The 20,331-nt window shown below is 62.9% G+C and carries 18 protein-coding genes; 11 read left to right on the top strand and 7 right to left on the bottom strand.

Annotated features, from left to right (window positions below):
* Window positions 1–20: 20 nt before the first annotated feature.
* From pcaD to PSUB009319_RS05635, 6 genes are all read left to right on the top strand, one after another.
* Window positions 21–839 carry a 3-oxoadipate enol-lactonase gene (pcaD, locus tag PSUB009319_RS05660; protein ID WP_124381264.1) on the top strand — a complete coding sequence of 273 codons (819 nt, stop codon included), beginning with the start codon at window positions 21–23 and terminating at the stop codon, window positions 837–839.
* Window positions 832–1,230 carry a 4-carboxymuconolactone decarboxylase gene (gene pcaC, locus PSUB009319_RS05655; protein ID WP_124381263.1) on the top strand — a complete coding sequence of 133 codons (399 nt, stop codon included), beginning with the start codon at window positions 832–834 and terminating at the stop codon, window positions 1,228–1,230. The genes pcaD and pcaC overlap by 8 nt, the downstream gene beginning before the upstream one ends.
* Window positions 1,231–1,322: 92 nt before the next feature.
* Window positions 1,323–2,189: a branched-chain amino acid ABC transporter permease gene (locus PSUB009319_RS05650; protein ID WP_124381262.1), complete on the top strand. Its 867-nt coding sequence runs from the start codon at window positions 1,323–1,325 to the stop codon at window positions 2,187–2,189.
* Complete coding sequence (locus PSUB009319_RS05645) at window positions 2,186–3,220, top strand: branched-chain amino acid ABC transporter permease (protein ID WP_124381261.1); 1,035 nt, start codon at window positions 2,186–2,188, stop codon at window positions 3,218–3,220. The genes PSUB009319_RS05650 and PSUB009319_RS05645 overlap by 4 nt, the downstream gene beginning before the upstream one ends.
* A complete protein-coding gene (locus PSUB009319_RS05640; protein WP_124381260.1) occupies window positions 3,217–3,990 on the top strand; it encodes an ABC transporter ATP-binding protein in 774 nt (257 codons plus the stop codon). Before PSUB009319_RS05645 ends, PSUB009319_RS05640 begins: the two co-directional genes overlap by 4 nt.
* Window positions 3,983–4,684, top strand: a complete 702-nt coding sequence (locus tag PSUB009319_RS05635) for an ABC transporter ATP-binding protein (RefSeq protein ID WP_124381259.1) — start codon at window positions 3,983–3,985, stop codon at window positions 4,682–4,684. The genes PSUB009319_RS05640 and PSUB009319_RS05635 overlap by 8 nt, the downstream gene beginning before the upstream one ends.
* Window positions 4,685–4,687: 3 nt before the next feature.
* On the opposite strand, the gene PSUB009319_RS05630 is transcribed toward PSUB009319_RS05635, so the two are convergent.
* Both PSUB009319_RS05630 and PSUB009319_RS05625 read right to left on the bottom strand, forming a co-directional pair.
* Window positions 4,688–5,857, bottom strand: coding sequence for an ABC transporter substrate-binding protein (locus PSUB009319_RS05630; RefSeq protein WP_124381258.1), 1,170 nt, complete (start codon window positions 5,855–5,857; stop codon window positions 4,688–4,690).
* 139 nt (window positions 5,858–5,996) lie between these two features.
* The gene (locus PSUB009319_RS05625) at window positions 5,997–6,974 is read right to left on the bottom strand and encodes a LysR family transcriptional regulator (protein ID WP_124381257.1); all 978 of its coding nucleotides are present in this window, start codon (window positions 6,972–6,974) and stop codon (window positions 5,997–5,999) included.
* 120 nt (window positions 6,975–7,094) lie between these two features.
* Between PSUB009319_RS05625 and pobA the strand changes: the two genes are divergently transcribed.
* Complete coding sequence (gene pobA / locus PSUB009319_RS05620; RefSeq protein WP_124381256.1) at window positions 7,095–8,321, top strand: 4-hydroxybenzoate 3-monooxygenase; 1,227 nt, start codon at window positions 7,095–7,097, stop codon at window positions 8,319–8,321.
* Here pobA and PSUB009319_RS05615 read toward each other — a convergent pair.
* On the bottom strand, window positions 8,299–9,408 hold the full coding sequence (locus PSUB009319_RS05615) for an endo alpha-1,4 polygalactosaminidase (protein ID WP_124381255.1): 1,110 nt from the start codon (window positions 9,406–9,408) through the stop codon (window positions 8,299–8,301). The genes pobA and PSUB009319_RS05615 overlap by 23 nt on opposite strands.
* 305 nt (window positions 9,409–9,713) lie before the next feature.
* Here PSUB009319_RS05615 and PSUB009319_RS05610 point away from each other — a divergent pair, with 305 nt between their 5' ends.
* The 3 genes from PSUB009319_RS05610 (at window position 9,714) to PSUB009319_RS05600 (ending at window position 12,040) form a co-directional block, all read left to right on the top strand.
* A complete protein-coding gene (locus PSUB009319_RS05610) occupies window positions 9,714–10,007 on the top strand; it encodes a hypothetical protein (protein WP_124381254.1) in 294 nt (97 codons plus the stop codon).
* Window positions 10,008–10,355: 348 nt separating this feature from the next.
* Window positions 10,356–10,574, top strand: coding sequence for a translation initiation factor IF-1 (infA, locus tag PSUB009319_RS05605; protein ID WP_004631109.1), 219 nt, complete (start codon window positions 10,356–10,358; stop codon window positions 10,572–10,574).
* Window positions 10,575–11,044: 470 nt separating this feature from the next.
* Complete coding sequence (locus tag PSUB009319_RS05600) at window positions 11,045–12,040, top strand: hypothetical protein (protein ID WP_124381253.1); 996 nt, start codon at window positions 11,045–11,047, stop codon at window positions 12,038–12,040.
* A gap of 127 nt (window positions 12,041–12,167) precedes the next feature.
* On the opposite strand, the gene galU is transcribed toward PSUB009319_RS05600, so the two are convergent.
* Window positions 12,168–13,046, bottom strand: a complete 879-nt coding sequence (galU, locus tag PSUB009319_RS05595; RefSeq protein ID WP_124381252.1) for a UTP--glucose-1-phosphate uridylyltransferase GalU — start codon at window positions 13,044–13,046, stop codon at window positions 12,168–12,170.
* Between the two features lie 46 nt (window positions 13,047–13,092).
* Window positions 13,093–15,966, bottom strand: a complete 2,874-nt coding sequence (locus PSUB009319_RS05590; protein WP_124381251.1) for a valine--tRNA ligase — start codon at window positions 15,964–15,966, stop codon at window positions 13,093–13,095.
* A gap of 174 nt (window positions 15,967–16,140) precedes the next feature.
* Between PSUB009319_RS05590 and PSUB009319_RS05585 the strand changes: the two genes are divergently transcribed.
* Window positions 16,141–18,504: a UvrD-helicase domain-containing protein gene (locus tag PSUB009319_RS05585; protein WP_124381250.1), complete on the top strand. Its 2,364-nt coding sequence runs from the start codon at window positions 16,141–16,143 to the stop codon at window positions 18,502–18,504.
* Between the two features lie 24 nt (window positions 18,505–18,528).
* On the opposite strand, the gene PSUB009319_RS05580 is transcribed toward PSUB009319_RS05585, so the two are convergent.
* Together PSUB009319_RS05580 and PSUB009319_RS05575 are read right to left on the bottom strand one after the other, a co-directional pair.
* Complete coding sequence (locus PSUB009319_RS05580; RefSeq protein ID WP_124381249.1) at window positions 18,529–19,326, bottom strand: BPSS1780 family membrane protein; 798 nt, start codon at window positions 19,324–19,326, stop codon at window positions 18,529–18,531.
* Window positions 19,317–20,321, bottom strand: coding sequence for a homoserine kinase (locus tag PSUB009319_RS05575; protein ID WP_124381248.1), 1,005 nt, complete (start codon window positions 20,319–20,321; stop codon window positions 19,317–19,319). The genes PSUB009319_RS05580 and PSUB009319_RS05575 overlap by 10 nt, the downstream gene beginning before the upstream one ends.
* Window positions 20,322–20,331 lie beyond the last annotated feature (10 nt).

The following is a 20,331-nucleotide window of genomic DNA, read 5'->3' as shown; positions in this document are numbered from 1 at the left end:
CACCATTCCACGGAGACACCATGCCTTGGCTCGAACACGACAACGTCCGCCTGTATCACGAGCTCGACGACGGGCCTGCCTCGAGCAAGCCGGTGCTGGTGCTCTCGAACTCGCTCGGCACCAACCTGGGTATGTGGCAGCCGCAGCTCGAAGCGTTGCGCCAGCATTTTCGCCTGCTGCGCTATGACCAGCGCGGTCACGGCCAGTCTAGCGTGCCCGATGCGCCGTTTGGCATCGCACAACTCGGCGGCGACGTGCTCGCGCTGCTCGATCACTACAACATTGAGGTTGCGCTGTTCTGTGGCCTGTCGATGGGCGGCCTGACGGGCCTGTGGCTGGCGGCGTATCACGGCGAGCGCTTCCCGCGCATGGTGGTGACAAACACCGCACCGCTCATCGGTACACAGCAGGGCTGGAACGACCGCATCGCGCTGGTGGAGCGCGGTGGCATGCCGGCCATCACCGATAAGCTGCTGAGCTGGTTTTCGCCGCGCTATCCCGAGGCCAATCCGGCCCAGATCGAGCGCTTCATGGAGGTGTTTCTTGCCACGCCCACCGCTGGCTACAACGGCTGCTGTGCCGCCATCCGCGATGCGGACCTGCGCGCGCAACTGCCAAACATCCGTGTGCCGATGCTGGTGATTGGTGGCACGCACGATATCTCCACGCCTGCCGCGCAGACCAAGGGCATTGCCGATGACGTGCCGGGCGCGCAGTACGTGGAACTCCCGGCCGGCCATCTCGCCAACTGGGAAGACAGCGACGGCTATACCGAAGCGCTGGTCAGTTTCTTGACGACAGGTGTTGCGGGTGTCGCACGCGAGGCTGCTCATGGATGACCGCGAACGCTACGCCGCCGGCATGGAGGTGCGCCGTGCCGTGTTGGGCGACGCCCACGTCGACCGTGCCAATGCTGCGCAGACTGAACTGACCGCGCCGTTCCAGGACCTCATCACCCGCTATGCCTGGGGTGAAATCTGGACGCGCCCTGGCTTGCCGCGCCACACGCGCAGCCTGCTGACGATCGCCATGATGGTTGCCCTCGGCCGCGATGGCGAACTGCGCCTGCACTTGCGCGCCGCCGCCAACAATGGCGTCACACGCGACGAAATTCAGGAGACGTTGCTGCAGACCGCCATCTACTGCGGTGTGCCGGCAGCCAACCATGCCTTCCACCTCGCGCAGACCGTGTTTGCCGAGATAGATGCGGAGGCGGCTTCCAAGAAGTAGCACCGATCAGTCGCACCCATCGTCTCTGGGGAGACGCCACGCAACACACCGGGCAAACTGACCGACGAGTTAGCGGCCCAAGGAGGAGACCCATGCTCAGCGCATTGGGTGTGTTGTTCGACGGGCTGGCCTACGGCAGCCTGCTGTTCCTGATCAGCATCGGCCTGTCGGTCACGATGGGTCTGATGAATTTCATCAACCTCGCGCACGGGGCGTTCGCCATGGCAGGCGGCTACGTGTGTGTGGTGCTGATGAACCGCCTCGGCGTGCCATTTCTGGCAACGCTGCCCATTGCCTTCCTTATTACCGCAGCCCTCGGGTTTGTGCTCGAGCGCACGCTGTACCGACGGCTTTATCGCGCGAGCCCGCTGGATCAGGTGCTGTTTTCCATCGCACTCGTTTTCATGGCGATGGCGGGTGCGACGTACGTTTGGGGGCCGTCGCAGCAACCGGTTGAGTTGCCGGAGATGCTGCGCGGGCAATTGCGGGTATTGGACGGACTGGAAATCGGGCGCTATCGGCTGTTCCTGATCGGTGTGGTGGTTGTGCTGACGGCGCTGTTGGCGTGGCTGATCGAGCGCACGCGCTTTGGTGCGCAGGTGCGCGCGTCGGTGGACAACCAGCAGGCGTCGGCTGGGCTGGGCATCAACGTGAGTTTGGTGTTCTCCGTCACGTTTGCGCTGGGCTCCGGGTTGGCCGGATTGGGCGGCGGCCTGGGCCTTGATGTGCTCGGCCTCGATCCGGCGTTCCCGATCAAGTACATGGTGTACTTCCTGCTCGTGGTGGCGGTCGGCGGTGCGGGCTCCATCAAAGGCACATTGCTGGCCGCGCTCGTGCTGGGCGTGTTTGACGTGGCGGGCAAGTACTACGTGCCCGGCGTGGGTGCGTTTGTCATCTACGGGTTGATGGTGGTGCTGCTCGTGCTCTTCCCGGGTGGACTGCTGGGGAGGCGTGCATGACGGTGCTGCAGCAACTGAGGCGGTCTGGGCAGCCTTCAGAACCCATGGAGGCGCATGGCTTGCCCGGAGGGCGCTGGTCACCGTTCGAGATCGCGTTCTGGTGCTTGCCGATTGCGGTTTTCTTCCTTTTTCCCGATTACCTCGTCTTCGGCAGCCAGGTGCTGATCGTTGGGCTGTTTGCGTTGTCGCTCGACCTGGTGCTGGGCTATGCGGGCATCGTTTCGCTCGGGCACGCGGGCTTCTTCGGGCTCGGTGCCTACACGGCAGGGTTGCTCGCGGCGCATGGTTGGGGGGAGCCGCTCACGGGGCTGGCGGCCGGCGCCATCGTTGCTGCGCTCGGCGGGTTCTGCGTGAGCTTTCTCGTCGTACGCGGGCAGGATCTGACGCGGTTGATGGTCACGCTTGGCATCGGCCTGATGCTGTATGAGGCGGCCAATAAGATGGCGTTTCTCACGGGCGGCGTTGACGGTCTGTCGGGTGTGATGATGAGCAACCTGCTCGGCACCTTTGCGTTCGATCTGGAGGGGCGCACGGCGTACGTCTATACCCTTGTCGTGCTGTTCCTGATGTTCTTGGTGCTGCGTCGCCTGGTACGTTCGCCGTTTGGATTGTCGCTGCGCGGCATTCAGCAAGGCCCAAAACGTATGCCCGCCATCGGCGCCGATGTGCGTATGCGGCTGGTGGCGGCATTTACCGTGAGCGCAGCGGTTGCAGGTGTGGCAGGCGGGTTACTCGCGCAGACCACGCAGTTTGTTGGGCTCGATTCGCTCGGTTTCTCGCGCTCCGCTGAGTTGCTGATCATGCTGGTGCTGGGCGGTGCTGGCCGGTTATACGGCGCGCTGATCGGCGCGGCAGTGTTCATGGTGGCGCAGGATGTGTTGGCCGGAATCAATCCGGTCTACTGGCAGTTCTGGATCGGCCTGCTGCTGATGGTGATCGTGCTGTTTGCGCGTGGTGGCATTCTTGGTGGGCTGGAAGCACTCCGATCCGTAGTGCGAGGCTGGCGCGCTCGCAAGGGAGGTGCCGCATGAGCGCGCCGACGATGCATCCCGCGCCCACATTGAGCACGCGTGGTCTGTCCAAACGCTGGGGCGGCTTTCACGCCAATTCCGATATCTCGCTGTCTTTTACGCCCGGCGCACGTCATGCGCTGATCGGTCCAAATGGCGCGGGCAAGACCACCTTCATTAATCTGCTGACCGGCACGCTCGCGCCCACTGCGGGCCAGGTACTGCTGGATCAGGAAGACATCACGCGCCTGCCGGCACACCAGCGCGTCAAGCGCGGCATCACGCGCACGTTTCAGATCAACACGCTGTTTCCGGGGCTGACGGTGTTGGAGTCAGTGATGCTCGCCATCTTCGAGCGCTCAGGCGCGTCATGGCACTGGCATCGCACCGTTGCATCGCACAAAGACGCGCGTGACGAGGCCATGGCGTTGCTCGGCCGCCTGCAGCTCGGCGCCGATGCACTGTCGCCCACGCACGCGTTGCCGTACGGCAAGCAGCGGTTGGTGGAGATTGCGCTGGCGTTGGCAACGCACCCGCGCATCCTGCTGCTCGACGAGCCCGCTGCAGGCATTCCCAGCGGCGAGAGCCGCCAGCTGTTCGAGGTGATCGCCAGCCTGCCGCGCGACATCACCATCCTCTTCATCGAGCACGACATGAACCTCGTCTTCCGCTTTGCCGAACGGATCAGCGTGCTGGTGGCCGGCCGCGTGTTGACGGAAGGCACGCCGCAAGAGATCGCCGCAGACCCACGCGTGCGCGAGGTTTACCTCGGGGAGGCCGAGCATGTCTGAGTTGCTTTCGTTCGAGCGCGTGACCGCGGGCTATGGCAATGCCGTCGTGCTCGACGATGTGTCGTTCGCGTTGGAAGCGGGCGGCAGCCTGGCACTGCTGGGCCGCAACGGCGTCGGCAAGACCACGCTGCTAAGTACGCTGATGGGCTTCACGCGCCTGCATGGCGGACGTATCCGCTGGCAGGGCGCGGACATCGCGAAGGTGTCGCCGCATCGCCGTGCGCGGGCAGGGCTCGGCTGGGTGCCGCAGGAGCGGTGGATGTTTCCGTCGCTCACGGTAGAAGAGCATCTGAGCGCCGTGGCACGGCCCGGCGCATGGGATGTGGCGCGTGTCTACAAGACATTTCCGCGTCTTCAAGAGCGGCGGCGCAATCTCGGCAACCAGCTATCGGGCGGCGAGCAGCAGATGGTCGCCATCGCGCGTGCGCTTGTGACAAATCCCGCGTTGCTGTTACTGGATGAGCCGATGGAAGGCCTTGCGCCGATCATCGTGCAGGAACTGGGCCGCGCCATCCGCGCGCTCGTCGATGAAGGCGGCATGGCGGTGATCGTGGTGGAGCAGCATGCGCGTCTGGCACTGCAACTGACGCAGCGCGCACTGGTGCTGGATCGCGGGCGTATCGTGCATGCATCGGCCAGTGCAGATCTGCTGGCCGATGCGCCGTTGCTGCAACGGCTCGTTGCCGTTGCATAAGGCTTACTTGCCCGGGTCCTTCATGTCGGGAAACTTGTCGAACTCGACGTTGTACAGCTCGTTGCCGACCTTCTCTACCTTGCGGATGTAGACCGTCTGCACCACGTCGCGCGTGGCCGGGTCGATGGTGATCGGCCCGCGCGGGCTGTCGATCTTCATGCCCTTGAAGGCGGCGATCGCTTTCTCCCCATCGATCTTGCCGCCCAACTTGTTGATGACGTTGTAGATCGCGCCGATGCCGTCATACGCGGCCACCGCCATAAAATTTGGGCGGCCCGCGCCGGGATTGGCGTCGGCAAAGGCTTTCAGAAAAATCTTGTTCTGCGACGAGTCGTGCGCGGCCGAGTAATGGAACGAGGTGATGACGCCCAGCGTCGAGTCCCCCATGGCTGGCAGCACGTGGTCGTCGGTCAGGTCGCCGGTCGCAATGACTTTGATGCCGGCTTGCGCCAGCCCGCGCTCGCGAAAGCCCTTCATGAACGCCACGCCCTGTTCGCCAGCGGGCAGAAAGACGAATACGGCTTGCGGCTTGGTGTCTTTCACGCGCTGGATGAACGGCGCGAATTCCGGATTGCGCAGCGGCACGCGCACGGCTTCCACCACTTGGCCGCCGCCTGCGGTGAAGGTCTGCTTGAAGGCGTTTTCAGCATCGACGCCGGGCGCGTAATCAGCCACCACGGTAGCCACCTGCTTGATGCCGTTCTTCAACGCCCAAGAAGCGATCGGCGCAGAGATTTGCGGCAGGGTCATCGACACACGCGTCACGTAGTCCGACTTGGTGGTGATGGACGACGAGGCGGCGTTGAAGATCACCATCGGTTTCTTGGCTTGCTGCGCGATGGGCGCCACCGCCAGTGCCTCTGGCGTAAGGCCGAAGCCCGCCAGGAAATCCACCTTGTCGCGCACCACCAGCTCCTGTGCCAATCGCTTGGCGACGTCCGGTACGGGGCCCGTCGTGTCCTTCATGATGATCTGCACCTGACGTCCGCCAGCGGTGGTGCCGTGCAGCTTCTGATACGCCTTAATGCCGTCTTCCATCTGCTTGCCGTAATCAGCAAACGGGCCGGAGAAGGGCGCGATCAGGCCGATCTTGATCGGCTCGTCCGCAAAGGCGGGCAGGCCGGCCATCAGCGCACCAGCAACAGCAGTCAGTAGCAGCACACGACGTTTCATGAAGGTCTCCAAAGGTTGATCGGCAAGCGTGAGCCGTGCGAACTCACCGCGGCGTCGCTTGCGCGTGCAACGATCCTAAAGGCTCTGTGTTCGCATTGCAATCGAGTGTTCGAATGGTGAACATTCGACGTGGGTCGATTTATTTCGTGTTCTTGCGTTTGGCGGGCCGATGGCCAGGCTCGCGCCACTCGTCTGCCTCATCATTGAACAGCGACGACACCAGCGCGCGGAACCACCGGCTGCGTGTGTCGTTGTGGAACTTGCGGTGCCAGTGCTGTTTGAGATCGAAGCTCGGCAGCTCCAGCGGCGGCTCCATCACGCAGATGTTGGCGTGCGATTGCATGAACGATAGCCCTACCGCATGCGGCACCGTCGCAATCAGATCCGTGCGCGCGAGGATGAATGGAATGCTCATGAAATGCGGCGTAAGCAGCGCAGGCGTGCGGCGGATGCGTTTGCGTTCCAGAAAGCGTTCGTACAGCTCTTGGCTGCGCCCCTCTGCGCGCACCACGGCGTGGCCGTACTCCAGAAACTGCGCCATCGACAGCTTTGTGTTGCCGCCCCGCGTGACGGGATGATCGGCCCGCACGATGCACGTGAAATGGTGTGTGAACAGCCGTTGCTGAAAGAAGTTGTTCTTCTTCAGGTCAGGGAAGTAGCCGACCGCCAAATCGAGCGAGCCAATCTCCAGCGCCCGCTCGATCTGCGCCGGCGGCAGCGACACAGATTGCACCGATGCCCGCGGTGCCTGCCGCGCTATCGCCTCGACAATGCGCGGCAAGAACACCATCTCGCCCACATCCGACAGCGAGATCGAGAACGTATGCGTGGTCGTGGCCGGATCGAACGCGCCAGTCTCCAGAATGCCTTGTTGCACGCGCACCAGCACATCGCGCGCCGCTGGAATGAGCGCCAGCGCACGCGGCGTCGGCTCCATGCCGCGCGAGGTGCGCACAAATAGCGGGTCGTCAAATGCCGCGCGCAGCTTGCCTAGCGCAGTGCTCACACCCGGCTGGCTCATGCCGAGTTGCTGCGCCGCCATGCTCACGCTGTGTGCGTCGTGCAGCGCCAGCAGGATTGGCAACAGGTTCAGATCAAAGTTGGGCAGGGTGGACATGGCAATACCACTATCGGAATTAGCGATAAAGTTTATCGGCAATATTGCATTGTCCGATATCAAGACACACGCCAACAATGGTTGCCAGAACGATTCCAAATCCATCCGGAGACAACCACCATGCGCACCCAGGTCGCCATCATCGGCGCGGGCCCGGCGGGCCTTCTGCTCGGGCAGCTTCTGCACCGCAACGGCATTGACGCGGTCATTCTTGAAGCCAAGAGCCGCGTGTACGTTGAAGAGCGTATCCGCGCCGGCGTGCTGGAGCAGGGCACGGTCGATGTGCTCAACGAGGCGGGCGTGGGCGAGCGCATGCGCCGCGAAGGGCTCGTGCACCACGGCATCGAGCTGCTGTTTGGCGGCAAGCGCCATCGCATTGATCTGACGGCGATGTCGGGCGGCCGCTCAATCACCGTGTATGGGCAGCACGAGGTGGTGAAGGATCTGATTGCCGCACGCGTTGAGCAAGGTGCGCCGCTGCTGTTCAACGTGTCTGATGTCTCGGTGCACGACATCGAATCGGCCACGCCTTCCGTGCGGTTCGTGCACGACGGCGTGCCGCAGACGCTGCAATGCGATTACATCGCAGGGTGCGATGGTTTTCACGGCATCTGCCGCCCGGCGGTTCCGGTGCAGCGGCAGGCCATATTCGAGCGCGTGTATCCGTTTGCTTGGCTTGGCATCCTGGCCGAAGCCGAGCCCGCAGCAGACGAGCTGATCTACGCGAGCCACGATCGTGGCTTTGCCTTGTTCAGCATGCGTTCACCCCAGATCACGCGGCTCTATCTGCAATGCAAACCCGATGAAAATCTGGCCGAATGGCCGGACGCCCGCATCTGGGATGAACTCCACACTCGCCTGGAAAACAATGACGGCTGGCGCTTGAAGGAGGGCGCCATCCTGCAGAAGAGCATCACGCCGATGCGCAGCTTCGTCTGCGAGACGATGCAGCACGGGCGGCTGTTCCTCGCAGGTGATGCCGCGCACATCGTGCCGCCCACCGGCGCAAAGGGAATGAACCTCGCCGTCGCCGACGTGCGCGTGCTCGCTCAGGCGCTTACAGCGCGCTACAAACAGAACGACACCGCGCAGCTTGCGAGCTACTCCGAACGCTGTCTGCAACGCGTCTGGCGCGCCGAGCATTTCTCGTGGTGGATGACGTCGATGCTGCATCGCTTCGACGATCACACGCCTTTCATGCAGAAGCTGCAGCGCGCCGAGCTGGATTACGTGACCAGCTCGCCGGCAGGCGCCCGCGTGCTGGCGGAGAACTACGTCGGCCTGCCTTTTGCGGATGCGCTGGCCAGTGCGTCGTTGAATGTGCTCAGTAATTCCAGGGCGGCGTAGTCGTCGGCTTGGACAGCGCAATGCGCGAGACCAGCGGGTGGAAGCCTTGCGCGCGTGAAGCGGTGTAGACCGTCTGCGCGTTGGCAGTCTGCAACGCGTAGTCGATCGTGAAGACGGGTACGTTGCCGGCGCAGTACTTTTGCAACTGATTGATCGTCCATTGCGTGCTATCGGCGCTCGCGGCTGTGTCGCCGCCGGAAGCGCTGTCCCATGCTGCGCCAGCGGTGCCGCCGAACCACGTGTCCTCCTGCGAGATGCCATCGATCGTTGCCAGCAGCGTTGACCCGCCGCCGTCATCGATCAGCGTCGACGCATTCTGCTGGATCACCGCGAACTGCGGATTGATGGCGCGCCCCGCCGCCCGGATCTTGGCGATGAAGTCGACCATGGCCTGCGCCGGATCAATGCCGGCTGCCCGGGCCGCGTCCGCCACGGACGGCTCGGCATACGCCTGGACCCAATCCAGATAGACCCCATCGAACCCCTCGCGTGCTAGTTGCTCCACAGCGCCGTTTGGCCCGAGCCAAAGCGCTTGCCAGCGCGGGTCCCAGAACGCGACGGGGTAGTCGCCGGCCCAGCCATCGGGGTCGGCCTTGATGATGAAGTCGGGCGTGCCGGGGCCCGTGGATGTGGGCGCTTGCCAGCTCGACGTCCAATAGGTGCGAAAGTCTTCGGCCTCGCCAATGTCGATGTAGGCGAGTACCTTGCGCGCAGAGCCATCGGGCTTGGTACGCAGTCGCGACACCATATCGGTAGTGTTGAAGTTTTCCAGCCCCTTGATGGTGTTGTTGGCCTCAATGACCAGCATGTCGTATGGCTGTGCGTCGAGCGCGTCGATCTGCGCACTGGTGGTCATGCCCTGCAACTGGTACATCCAGGTCTGCACCCCGGCGAGCGCAGAGGTGCCGTTGGCGCCGCAGGCGGGGATGGCAGTTGCGGCCGCTGGGGCAACCGTATTCGACCCCGTACTCGCAGCGGTCGACGCGGCGCCGGTTTGCGGGCTCAATGACGAGCCACCATCACCGCCACCGCAGGCGGACAGCATCAGCCCGGCACACGCCAGGGCAATCGAGGAGGTCAGGCGCATTGTCTTTCTTGAGAGAGCGTTGAGGGTTGGTGTCTTGCGCAGCGCGCACATCCGTTTGGATGTCGTGGCAAGCATCCATCCACGCTAGCACAACCGGATTGCACCACACCCCGCTTGCGAGGGGTGACGTCCAGAAACGTCTTTAGACCAGCGTTCGATCGCTCTGGAAAGCTTTGCCATGGCCGATGCGCCTGCGCGCGTTATGTCGTTCAGAAGATCAAACGTTGCCGTCGCTTTCATCGCCATGCAAAACACACGGGTGTATAGTCGGACAGCACTCGACGTTCAAGAAGGGGGCATTTCAGATGGACACTTCGCCGGCGGGCCAGTACAAAGGCTTCGACATTTATCCGTTGGCTTTCCAGCATGAACGCACGGCACGCTGGCCCGAGGCCAGGGAGGACCGCAGCTACAACGCAGCCGTGATGATCTGTCGGGCGGGGGAGTCGCCCGAGCCGGGGCAGACCCAGGTCTTCCGTCTATCGGGGGACCGGCAATTCAGCAATGTGGGTGCTGCGCGCATTGCAGCACTGCGCTTTGCTGAGAGCATCATCGATGGCGGCGTGCCCGAACTGTCGTTTCCTGCCGACGGCGCCTGAAACCGCGGAACCCGTCCGTGGTAGAATAGCGGGCGAATCCGGCTCGCCGCCGGGCCAATCATGGCCGGTGGCGGCTGAGTCCAGCACCGGGGAATACCCCGCGCCGAGTCGGGCGGCGCGCATCTGCGACCGCCACCCATCCTCGCTCTCGCTTGCACGAAACGGCGCTCGCCAATGGCGGGCGCGATTTGTGTTTCGCGCAACTCGGTACCCCCCCAAGCCCGCTGTCCGGGCAGATGATCGCGGCGTACCGCTGCATGCCCATTGAGGCGTGTGGCGTGGTTCGGGTGGGTCATCACATCATTGCAACCATCGGCGCAGCCGCGTGCTGCATAAAAAGGAACGAGTTTGGCCAAGGAAGAACTGATTGAATTTGAAGGGGTGGTGTCTGAAGCACTGCCCGACAATCGTTTTCGCGTGCAACTGGAAAACGGCGTCGAAATCTGGGCTTACGCATCGGGCAAGATGCAAAAGCACCGCATCCGCATCCTCGCGGGCGACCGCGTGAAGCTGGAGATGTCGCCGTACGACCTCACCAAGGGTCGCATCAACTACCGGCACAAGTAAAAACGGCTGTGCCGCCAAGACGCCCATCAGGTGGGCGTTTCGAAGAAACCGCGTGTCTGCCAGACCCGCGGTTTTTTTATTATTGCTGCGTAAGCAGTGTTAAATTTCGTTGATCTTCTGGCAACCTTCGGTATCATGCCGCTTGGTCGCTGACGGGGGGAACGTAGTCAGCGACCAACTGAAGTGCAGAGCTTGTCATATCGTCAAGCTGCGGGTCGCCCTCGGGTGAGCACGCGCCATCTGTACCAGTCCATTCCATAAGCGCACGGCCGGCTGATCGATTCAATCGACGGCGAGGCTTCCAATCGCGCATTCATCCGCCGACCGGGGCGTCATGTGACGCTCACCCCCGTTCGGTGCTCAGTGTGTCAACGGAGTCACACCACATCGGGATACCGGATAGGTAGGGCGGCGCTTGTCCATCGAAGTACTGGGCGTAAGGTTTTGCGTCCGAGGGAATCGAAAAAACAATGTTGGAAACCAAGAAAGCAGCACAGAGGGCGGCGCGCACGAGCCTGCGCGCCTTGGTAGGTCTGGCGGCGGCAACAACACTGACAGGCCTGGGAATACAACCCGCCTCGGCGCAGGCCACGCGCCCGAAGGCACCCATTTATGGCGTCACGCTTGACGACGTCAGCAACATCAACGCGATCGTGGCCTCGCTCACGCATCTGCCGTACAAGCCGACCGTGCGCGTGGTCTTTGACCCGGGTACATCGGCGGCCGACTACTACGCACCGCTGGTCAAGCTTCATCAAGTCGCCTATGTCATGGGCGAAGTGATGGACTCGTACTATTTCCCGGTCGACCCGACCACCTACAGTGCACGCACCAAAGAGTTGGTGAGCACGCTGAAGAATGTCGTGGACGTATGGGAAATCGCCAATGAAATCAACGGCGAGTGGCTGCGTGCCAACCCGAACGGTCCGACCTCGACGGCAACGTCGCAGGAACAGCAGATCGGTCAGATGGTCGGTAACGCCTATGACATCGTAAAGGGCGCGGGTGGCCTGGTATCGGTGACGATGTACTACAACGACGATGGCAAGGGCACCAACTGCTACCAACTGCCGATGGACTCATGGCGTACCTGGGCGACCAACTTCCTGCCCTCTCGTGTGCGTCAGGGTGCGGACTACGCACTGTTCAGCTACTACCCGTACCAGGACTGCCCAGGTTTGGATCCGTCGTGGGCAACGGATTTCAACTTGCTTGAAACCGTCTTCCCGGCTGCAAAGGTAGGGTTTGGTGAGGTCGGTACGTCCAGCACGGCGGCTCCTGCCTCGGTGCAGCAGAATCTGATCACGTCGTATTACCCGATGGGCGACAACGAGATGGCGTCCGACCCGCGCTTCATTGGCGGCTACTTCTGGTGGAACTATGTTGCACAGATGCTCCCGTACAGCACCAGCTCGTACTGGAGCCTGCTGAACAACACGATCAAGCCGCTGGCAGCACCGCAATAAGAAGAGGCTGCAGCCTCTCCTCGCAGAAGGGTGGGACATCCGCGCCGGACGGGTTGGGACGAATCCGGCAACAAAAAACCCGCGTCAGCTTGTGCTGCGCGGGTTTTTTCTCGGGTGGTGTGCCAAATCAGGCTTGGCCGCGCGCTGCCAAGTAAGCGCGGAAGTCGTCAGCGACTTCCTTGTGCTTGAGCGCCAGCTCCACCGTGGCCTTCAGGTAGCCTAGCTTGCTACCGCAGTCATAGCGCACACCTTTGTAGCGATAGGCCAGCACTTGCTCGGCCGACAGCAGCGATTGGATCGCGTCCGTCAGTTGCAGCTCGCCGCCGGCGCCCGGCTTGAGGTTGCGGATGTGGTCAAAAATGCGCGGCGTCAGGATGTAGCGGCCAACCACACCCAGGTTGGACGGCGCGTTCTCCGGCGCCGGCTTTTCGACGATGCCCGACATCTTGATCACGCTGCCGTCTTCTTCCCACGGGCGGCCGTCGACCACGCCGTACGAACGGCTTTGCTCGCGGTCGATCTCTTCCACGCCGATCACCGAGCAATTGTAGTGGTCGTACAGATCGACCATCTGCTTCATGACGGGCGGCGTGCCGTCCAGCAAGTCATCGGCCAGGATGACGGCGAAGGGCGCATCGCCGACGAGCTTCTCCGCGCATTGCACGGCGTGGCCCAGGCCCAGCGCTTCGGGCTGGCGCACGTAGAAACAATCGACATGCGACGGCTTGATCGAGCGCACGACCTCAAGCAAGGCAGTCTTGTGCTTGGCTTCCAGTTCGGCTTCGAGTTCGTAGGCCTTGTCGAAGTGATCTTCAATCGCGCGCTTGCTACGGCCAGTCACGAAGATCATTTCGGTGATGCCGGCGGCCATGGCTTCTTCCACGGCGTACTGGATCAGCGGCTTGTCCACGACCGGCAGCATTTCCTTCGGGCTGGCCTTGGTGGCCGGCAGAAAGCGGGTTCCGAGCCCCGCGACGGGGAAAACGGCTTTGGTGACGCGTTGCATCGTGGTTTCCTTGGTATTGATTGTTCGGGCGCTTAGGTTTGGGCGCTCAGGCCTGCACCGGCAGCCGTGCAATCTGGGCTTCCAGTTTGGTCAACGTGGCTTTGAAATCCGCCACACGCTTTTGTTCCTGTTCCACCACGGCGGCAGGGGCGCGGGCGACGAATGATTCGTTACCGAGCTTTGCTTCGCACTTGGTGATCTCGCCGCGCAGGCGGTCGATTTCCTTCGACAGGCGCGCGTGTTCGGCGGCCACGTCGATCTCGATCTTCAGCAGCAGCTTGTTCTCGCCGACGATGGCGACCGGCGCGCCAGCGCCGTCCTGCTCCATGGCCGCGGCATCGGTGTAGACCTTCACTTCAGACAGCTTGCCCAGCGCTTGCACGTACGGCGCCGCGATCTGCAGGAACGCGGCTTCGCCATTGGCGTACAGCGGTACGCGCTGCGCGGGGGAGATGTTCATCTCGCCACGCAGGTTGCGGCAGGCATCCACCAGAGCCTTCAGTTGCTGCACCCATTGCTCGGCCTGCTCGTCGATCTTGGTCAGCGCGGCACGCGGGTATTCCTGCAGCGCGAGGCTCTCGGTGCCGTCGCCCTTGGCGCGGCCCGCCATCGGCGCGACCTTTTGCCAGAGTTCTTCGGTAATGAACGGGATAATCGGATGCGCCAGGCGCAGCACGGTTTCCAGTACACGCAGCAGCGTACGGCGCGTGGCGCGTTGCTGGGCGGGCGTGCCGGTCTGGATCTGCACCTTGGCCAGCTCCAGGTACCAGTCGCAGTATTCGTCCCAGACGAACTTGTAGATGGCGTTGGCGATGTTGTCGAAGCGGTAGTCGTCAAAGCCTTTTTCCACTTCGGTTTCTACACGCTGCAGCAGCGAGACGATCCAGCGGTCAGCCTGCGAGAAATCCAGATAGCCGTCGGGGCCGCAATCGCCGACGCATTCCTGCATGCCGCAGTCCTGGCCTTCGGTGTTCATCAGCACGAAGCGCGTGGCGTTCCAGAGCTTGTTGCAGAAATTGCGGTAGCCCTCGCAACGGCTCGGGTCAAAGTTGATGCTGCGGCCCAGCGTGGCGAGCGAGGCGAAGGTGAAGCGCAGCGCGTCCGCACCAAACGCCGGAATGCCTTCGGGAAACTCCTTGCGCGTGCGCTTCTCCACCTTGGGCGCATCTTTCGGGCGGCGCAGGCCAGTGGTGCGCTTGGCCAGCAGCGGCTCCAGCGCGATCCCGTCGATCAGGTCAACCGGGTCCAGCGTGTTGCCCTCGGACTTGCTCATCTTCTTGCCTTCCGAATCGCGCACGAGGCCGTGCACGTAGACGGTGTGGAAGGGCACTTCGCCGGTGAAGTGCAGGGTCATCATGACCATGCGCGCCACCCAGAAAAAGATGATGTCGTAGCCCGTCACCAGCACGGTGGAGGGCAGGAAGTGCTTGAGCTCGGGCGTATCGGCCGGCCAGCCCAGCGACGAGAACGGCACCAGCGCCGACGAGAACCACGTGTCGAGCACATCGTCGTCACGCGTGAGCGCGCCGGTATAGCCCTTGGCCGCGGCCTGCGCTTTGGCCTCGTCTTCCGTGCGGCCAACGTAGACGTTGCCAGCTTCGTCGTACCACGCCGGAATCTGGTGGCCCCACCACAGTTGGCGCGAGATGCACCAGTCCTGGATGTTGTTCAGCCACTGGTTGTACGTGTTGACCCACTGCTCGGGCACCAGCTTGATCTTGCCGCTTTGCACGGCGTCCAGCGCCACTTCGGCAATCGAACGGCCGGGGAAGCGCGTGCCTTCGGGCGCAGGCTTGCTCATGGCGACGAACCACTGGTCGGTCAGCATCGGCTCGATCACCACGCCGGTGCGGTCACCGCGCGGCACCATCAGCGTGTGCTTCTTTACCTCGGCCAGCAGGCCTTGCGCTTCGAGGTCCTCGACCATCTTCTTGCGCGCTTCAAAGCGGTCCATGCCCGCATAGGCGGCCGGGGCATCAGCGACGATCTTCGCGTCGAGCGTCAGGATCGACAACTGCGGCAGCTTGTGACGCTGGCCCACTGCGTAGTCGTTGAAATCGTGGCCTGGGGTCACCTTGACCACGCCGGTGCCGAATTCGCGGTCGACGTACTCGTCGGCAATCACCGGGATCTTGCGATCGGTCAGTGGCAGGTGAACGAACTTGCCGATCAGGTGGGCGTAGCGCTCATCTTCCGGGTGCACCATCACGGCTGTATCGCCGAGCATCGTCTCCGGGCGCGTCGTGGCAACCGTCAGATGTGTCAGGCCGCGCGCGGCGTCCGGTTCGGCCAGCGGATAGCGGATGTGCCACAGCGAGCCTTCTTCCTCTTCGCTTACCACTTCCAGGTCAGACACCGCGGTGCCGAGCACCGGGTCCCAGTTGACCAGGCGCTTACCGCGGTAGATCAAGCCTTGCTCATACAGACGCACGAACACGTCGCTGACGGCGCGCGACATCTTCGGGTCCATCGTGAAGTATTCGCGCTCCCAGTCGATCGAGGCGCCCATGCGGCGCACCTGGCGCGTGATGGTCGAGCCCGATTGTTCCTTCCATTCCCAGACCTTCTCAGTGAACTTCTCGCGGCCGAGGTCGTGGCGGGAAACGCCCTGTGCATCCAGTTGGCGCTCGACGACGATCTGCGTGGCGATACCGGCGTGGTCGGTGCCCGGCACCCACAGCGTATTGGCGCCGGCCATGCGCGCGTGGCGCGTCAGGCCGTCCATGATGGTCTGGTTGAACGCGTGGCCCATGTGCAGCGTGCCCGTCACGTTCGGCGGGGGAAGCTGGATACAGAAGTCTGGACGGCCGGCTTCAAGCGTCGCGCGGGAGACGCCCATCGCTTCCCACGCTGCGCTCCACTTCTGCTCGATGGTGGCGGGTTCGAAACTCTTGGCGAGGGACTGGTTTTGATCGGTCATGCTGACAGGGGCAAGAGGGAGCGCACGCAGGGGCGCAAAAGACGTTTGGCCCAGGAAAATGGCGGGCGAAAGCCTTGAATTATACGACCTGTCTGTGTCCGGCACGGGCAAGGCGCGGGAAGGGGCCGAGGAGGGGCCGGTATAATTTGGCGATTCTGCCGAGGCTCCTCCCGCATGTCTGATCTGCTCGCCAATCTGAACCCCGAACAACGCGCTGCCATTACGCTTCCCGATGCGTCGGCGCTGATCCTGGCAGGGGCGGGCAGCGGCAAGACGCGCGTGCTGACCACCCGGATCGCCTGGTTGATCCAAAGCGCACGGGTGTCGCCTGCGGGTGTGCTGGCCGTTACGTTTACCAACAAGGCTGCCAAGGAAATGACGGCGCGCTTGCAAGCCATGCTGCCGATCAACACGCGCGCCATGTGGATCGGCACATTTCACGGCCTGTGCAACCGGCTGCTGCGTGCGCACTACCGCGATGCCGGCCTGCCGCAGACGTTCCAGATCCTGGATACGCAAGACCAGCTTTCCGCCGTCAAGCGTCTGCTCAAGTCGCTCAATATCGACGACGAGAAATTCCCGCCCAAAAACGTCCAGTACTTCATCAACGGCGCCAAGGAGCAAGGCTTGCGCGCGGGCGACCTGGAAATCGCGAACGAATACGACCGCCGCATGGCCGATCTGTACGCCGCCTATGACGCGCAATGCCAGCGTGAGGGTGTGGTCGACTTTGCCGAACTGCTGCTGCGCTGCTACGAACTGTTGCGCTACAACGATGCGATTCGTGCGCATTACCAGCGTCGCTTCAAGCACATCCTGGTCGACGAGTTTCAGGATACGAACAAGCTGCAATACGCCTGGCTGAAGATTCTCGCTGGCCTGGGCGAGCCCGGTGTCACGCCCAATGCCATCTTCGCCGTGGGCGATGATGACCAAAGTATCTACGCGTTTCGTGGCGCCAACGTGGGCAATATGGTCGACTTCGAGCGCGAGTTCCGCGTCGAGCACCGCATCAAGCTGGAGCAGAATTATCGGTCGCACGGCCACATCCTCGATACGGCCAACCACCTGATTTCGCACAACACGCGTCGCCTGGGCAAGAACCTGCGTACGGATGCCGGCCATGGCGAGCCGGTGCGCGTCTACCAGGCCGCAACCGATGGGCAGGAGGCTGGCTGGATCGTCGAAGAGATCCGCGACCGCATTGCCACCGGCATGTCGCGCTCTGAAATCGCCATCCTGTATCGCAGCAACGCGCAATCACGGGTGATTGAGCATGCGTTGTTCTCGGCCGGCATCGCTTACAAGGTGTACGGCGGCCTGCGCTTCTTCGAGCGTGCGGAAATCAAGCACGCGCTGGCGTACATTCAGTTGCTGGAAAACTCGGATAACGATGCCGCGTTCGGCCGCGTGGTGAACTTCCCGGCGCGCGGCGTCGGGGCGCGCTCGCTGGAGCAATTGCAGGATGCGGCGCGGCTGTACGGCATTTCGCTCGCGGCGTCGGTGCCCTATCTGACGGGCGCGGCCGGCACCAAGCTCTCGGCGTTTGTGCGCCTGATCGAGCAGATGCGTGCCGACACGCGCCAGATGACGCTGCCCGAAATCGTCCAGCACGTCATTCACGCCAGCGGCCTCATTACGCATTACCAGGGTGAGAAGGAGGGCCAGGATCGCATCGAGAACTTGCAGGAACTGGTGACCGCCGCTCAGGCCTTCGTGGCCGAGGAGGGCTATGGCGTGGATGCCATCGCCACCGCATTGCCTGTGCGCCACGACGCCATGCTGCGCATTGAAGGGGGGGAGATCGATACCGTCTCCGAACTCGTCACCGATGAAACGCCCGCCGAGATGACACCGCTGGTCGCGTTTCTGACGCACGCCTCGCTGGAAGCGGGTGACAACCAGGCCCAGGCTGGCCAGGATGCCGTGCAGATGATGACCGTGCACGCAGCCAAGGGGTTGGAGTTCCACGTGGTCTTCATCACCGGACTGGAAGAGGGTTTGTTCCCGCACGAAAACAGCCAGATGGAGAAGGACGGCTTGGAAGAAGAGCGCCGCCTGATGTACGTGGCAATCACGCGGGCGCGCGAGCGGCTGTATCTCTCGTTCGCGCAAAGCCGCGTGCTGCATGGCCAGATTCGCTACCACATTCGCTCACGTTTCTTTGATGAACTGCCCGAAGACACGCTGAAGTGGCTTACGCCCCAGCACTCCGGCTATCAGTCCACGCGTAATGTGCAGGGTGACAGCGCGTGGGGTAAAGACTGGTTCAAGCGCCCCCAGCGCGGCGACGAAGAGTCCTACACCGGCACGCGCCCGACCGGCGGCATGGACACCGGCAAGAACTACGCCGATGCCAAGCGAGCGGAGGCGACAGGCTTTCGCGTCGGCCAATCGGTGTTCCATAACAAGTTTGGGGAAGGCGTCATCACGACGCTGGAAGGCGAGGGCGCCGAGGCGCGCGCGCACATCAAGTTCAACCGCCACGGCGTGAAGGTGCTGGCGCTTGGGATCGCCAAGCTGGACCCGATCAACTGAGCGTCGATCGACCCAGCGTGCAGGTCAGGCCGTCGTATCAGGGGTCTGGCCGGCGGCTTGCGTCACGTTGAAGCAGCCGCGGTAGGTGGCGTAGAACGAGCAATACAGGACCGCCATCACCAGAATCCGGTACGGCGTGGCGATGATCGGGGCGATGTTGTTGGCGCCGCTCGAGGCGAACAGCGCGTCAATGAACAGCGGCACCGCAATCAGCAGGATCGCGACCAGCACCCCATACAGAATGAACGCTGCGCGGTTGCGCCATACGGCCATCCAGCTGAAGAACAGCGCCTTGCCCATCGGAATGCCGTGCCATGCCACCAGCAGCGGCGCAAACCAGAACAGCACTGCCACCGGGATGTACAGCACCGAGCCCATCACCATGGCCAGGTAGAACTCGCGGATGGCTTCAGCGGTGAGCGGCTTGTCGCTGACCACGGTCATGAGCGTGTCAACGTCCACCATCGTCATCAGCACGCCGCTGACCACCAACACCAGCGCACCGTAGATGCCGCCGAGCTTGAGCAGGCCGCGCATCGCATCCTTGCCGTACGCACGGAAGCCCGCGATGAGCGATGTGGGCCCAACACGCTTGCCCGCCACCGTATCGCGGCACGCCGACATGAAGCCGACGAAGATGGCCGGATTGAGCAGCAGGACGGCGAAGACGCCAATCGGCGGCATCAGCAGCATCAGCAGGTTGACCGCAAACAGGTAGATGAACAGCAGCAGCAAAAAACCGATGGGGTTCTTGCGAAACAGCCACGCACCCTGGCGCAGCCAGACGTAGCCGTGCTTGGCCGGTACTTCGATCAGTTGCATGGTTGGGGGAGATCCAGAGTCGGGCCGCCTGCGCCCACCCGTTCACGCAGCACGCGCTCAAAGTGGGTGGGGTCATGCGGCTTGAGTAGTTCGGCATCGCGCGGCAGATAGAAATCCCAAAGGCGCGAGACCCAGAAGCGATACGCCGCGGCGCGCAGCATGTCTTGCCAGTGCCGCGTTTCGGCATCGGTGAACGGGCGCACGGCGTGATACGCCTGCAGCATCGCACGTGCCCGCCCGGCATCCAGCACGCCGGTGGCCAGGTCGATACACCAGTCATTGACGGTCACGGCCACGTCGAAGAGCCATTTGTCGACGCCGGCGAAGTAGAAATCGAAGAAACCGCCCAGCCGCTCAGGCTGGCCATTGGCTGCCGGCTCGAACAGCACGTTGTCGCGGAACAGGTCGCAATGGCAGGGGCCTTCGGGCAGCGCGGCGTAGTCGGCGCTGGCGAAGAAGCGTTGCTGATGCGCGAGTTCGGTTTCCAGCAGGGCGCGTGTATCGCCGTGCACGAAGGGCACCACGTCGGGCACCACCTCGTTCCACCACGGCAGGCTGCGCAGGTTGGGCTGATGGCGCGGATAGTCTTGGCCGGCCAGATGCATGCGCGCGAGCATGTCGCCGACGATGGCGCATTCCGACACCGTAGGCGCCAGGTTCGAGCGGCCTGCCAGACGCGTCACGATGGTCGCCGGCTTGCCGTTGAGGGTGCGCAGGATTTCGCCGTCGCGGCCTGGAATCGGTGCGGGCACGCTGATGCCGTGCTCGGCCAGATGCTGCATCAGATACAGATAGAACGGCAGCTGCTCGAACGTCAGCCGCTCGAACAGGGTGACGACGTATTCGTGCGCCTGCCCGTCCTTTTCCGTGGTCAGGAAGAAATTGGAGTTTTCGATCCCGGAGGGGATGCCGCGAAATGCGCGCACGGCGCCCACATCGTATTGATCCAGCCAGAGAGCGATCTCGGCGTCGGAGACCGGGGTGAAAACAGCCATGCTTCAGGAA

Origin of the sequence: Ralstonia sp. SET104, from assembly GCF_003851545.1 — a bacterium.
GTDB lineage: Bacteria > Pseudomonadota > Gammaproteobacteria > Burkholderiales > Burkholderiaceae > Ralstonia.
The sequence above is the reverse complement of the archived record's forward strand: the minus strand, read 5'-3'. Positions and strand labels throughout refer to the sequence as shown.

Bases quoted from the DNA above. Each gene is read 5' to 3' on its own strand.
- pcaC (WP_124381263.1), top strand. From the start codon at position 832: ATGGATGACCGCGAACGCTACGCCGCCGGCATGGAGGTGCGCCGTGCC.
- PSUB009319_RS05640 (WP_124381260.1), top strand. From the start codon at position 3,217: ATGAGCGCGCCGACGATGCATCCCGCGCCCACATTGAGCACGCGTGGT.
- PSUB009319_RS05600 (WP_124381253.1), top strand. From the start codon at position 11,045: ATGTTGGAAACCAAGAAAGCAGCACAGAGGGCGGCGCGCACGAGCCTG.
- PSUB009319_RS05630 (WP_124381258.1), bottom strand. From the start codon at position 5,857: ATGAAACGTCGTGTGCTGCTACTGACTGCTGTTGCTGGTGCGCTGATG.
- PSUB009319_RS05575 (WP_124381248.1), bottom strand. From the start codon at position 20,321: ATGGCTGTTTTCACCCCGGTCTCCGACGCCGAGATCGCTCTCTGGCTG.
- PSUB009319_RS05650 (WP_124381262.1), top strand. From the start codon at position 1,323: ATGCTCAGCGCATTGGGTGTGTTGTTCGACGGGCTGGCCTACGGCAGC.
- pobA (WP_124381256.1), top strand. From the start codon at position 7,095: ATGCGCACCCAGGTCGCCATCATCGGCGCGGGCCCGGCGGGCCTTCTG.
- PSUB009319_RS05610 (WP_124381254.1), top strand. From the start codon at position 9,714: ATGGACACTTCGCCGGCGGGCCAGTACAAAGGCTTCGACATTTATCCG.
- PSUB009319_RS05585 (WP_124381250.1), top strand. From the start codon at position 16,141: ATGTCTGATCTGCTCGCCAATCTGAACCCCGAACAACGCGCTGCCATT.
- PSUB009319_RS05645 (WP_124381261.1), top strand. From the start codon at position 2,186: ATGACGGTGCTGCAGCAACTGAGGCGGTCTGGGCAGCCTTCAGAACCC.
- PSUB009319_RS05615 (WP_124381255.1), bottom strand. From the start codon at position 9,408: ATGCGCCTGACCTCCTCGATTGCCCTGGCGTGTGCCGGGCTGATGCTG.
- galU (WP_124381252.1), bottom strand. From the start codon at position 13,046: ATGCAACGCGTCACCAAAGCCGTTTTCCCCGTCGCGGGGCTCGGAACC.
- PSUB009319_RS05590 (WP_124381251.1), bottom strand. From the start codon at position 15,966: ATGACCGATCAAAACCAGTCCCTCGCCAAGAGTTTCGAACCCGCCACC.
- PSUB009319_RS05625 (WP_124381257.1), bottom strand. From the start codon at position 6,974: ATGTCCACCCTGCCCAACTTTGATCTGAACCTGTTGCCAATCCTGCTG.
- PSUB009319_RS05635 (WP_124381259.1), top strand. From the start codon at position 3,983: ATGTCTGAGTTGCTTTCGTTCGAGCGCGTGACCGCGGGCTATGGCAAT.
- pcaD (WP_124381264.1), top strand. From the start codon at position 21: ATGCCTTGGCTCGAACACGACAACGTCCGCCTGTATCACGAGCTCGAC.
- PSUB009319_RS05580 (WP_124381249.1), bottom strand. From the start codon at position 19,326: ATGCAACTGATCGAAGTACCGGCCAAGCACGGCTACGTCTGGCTGCGC.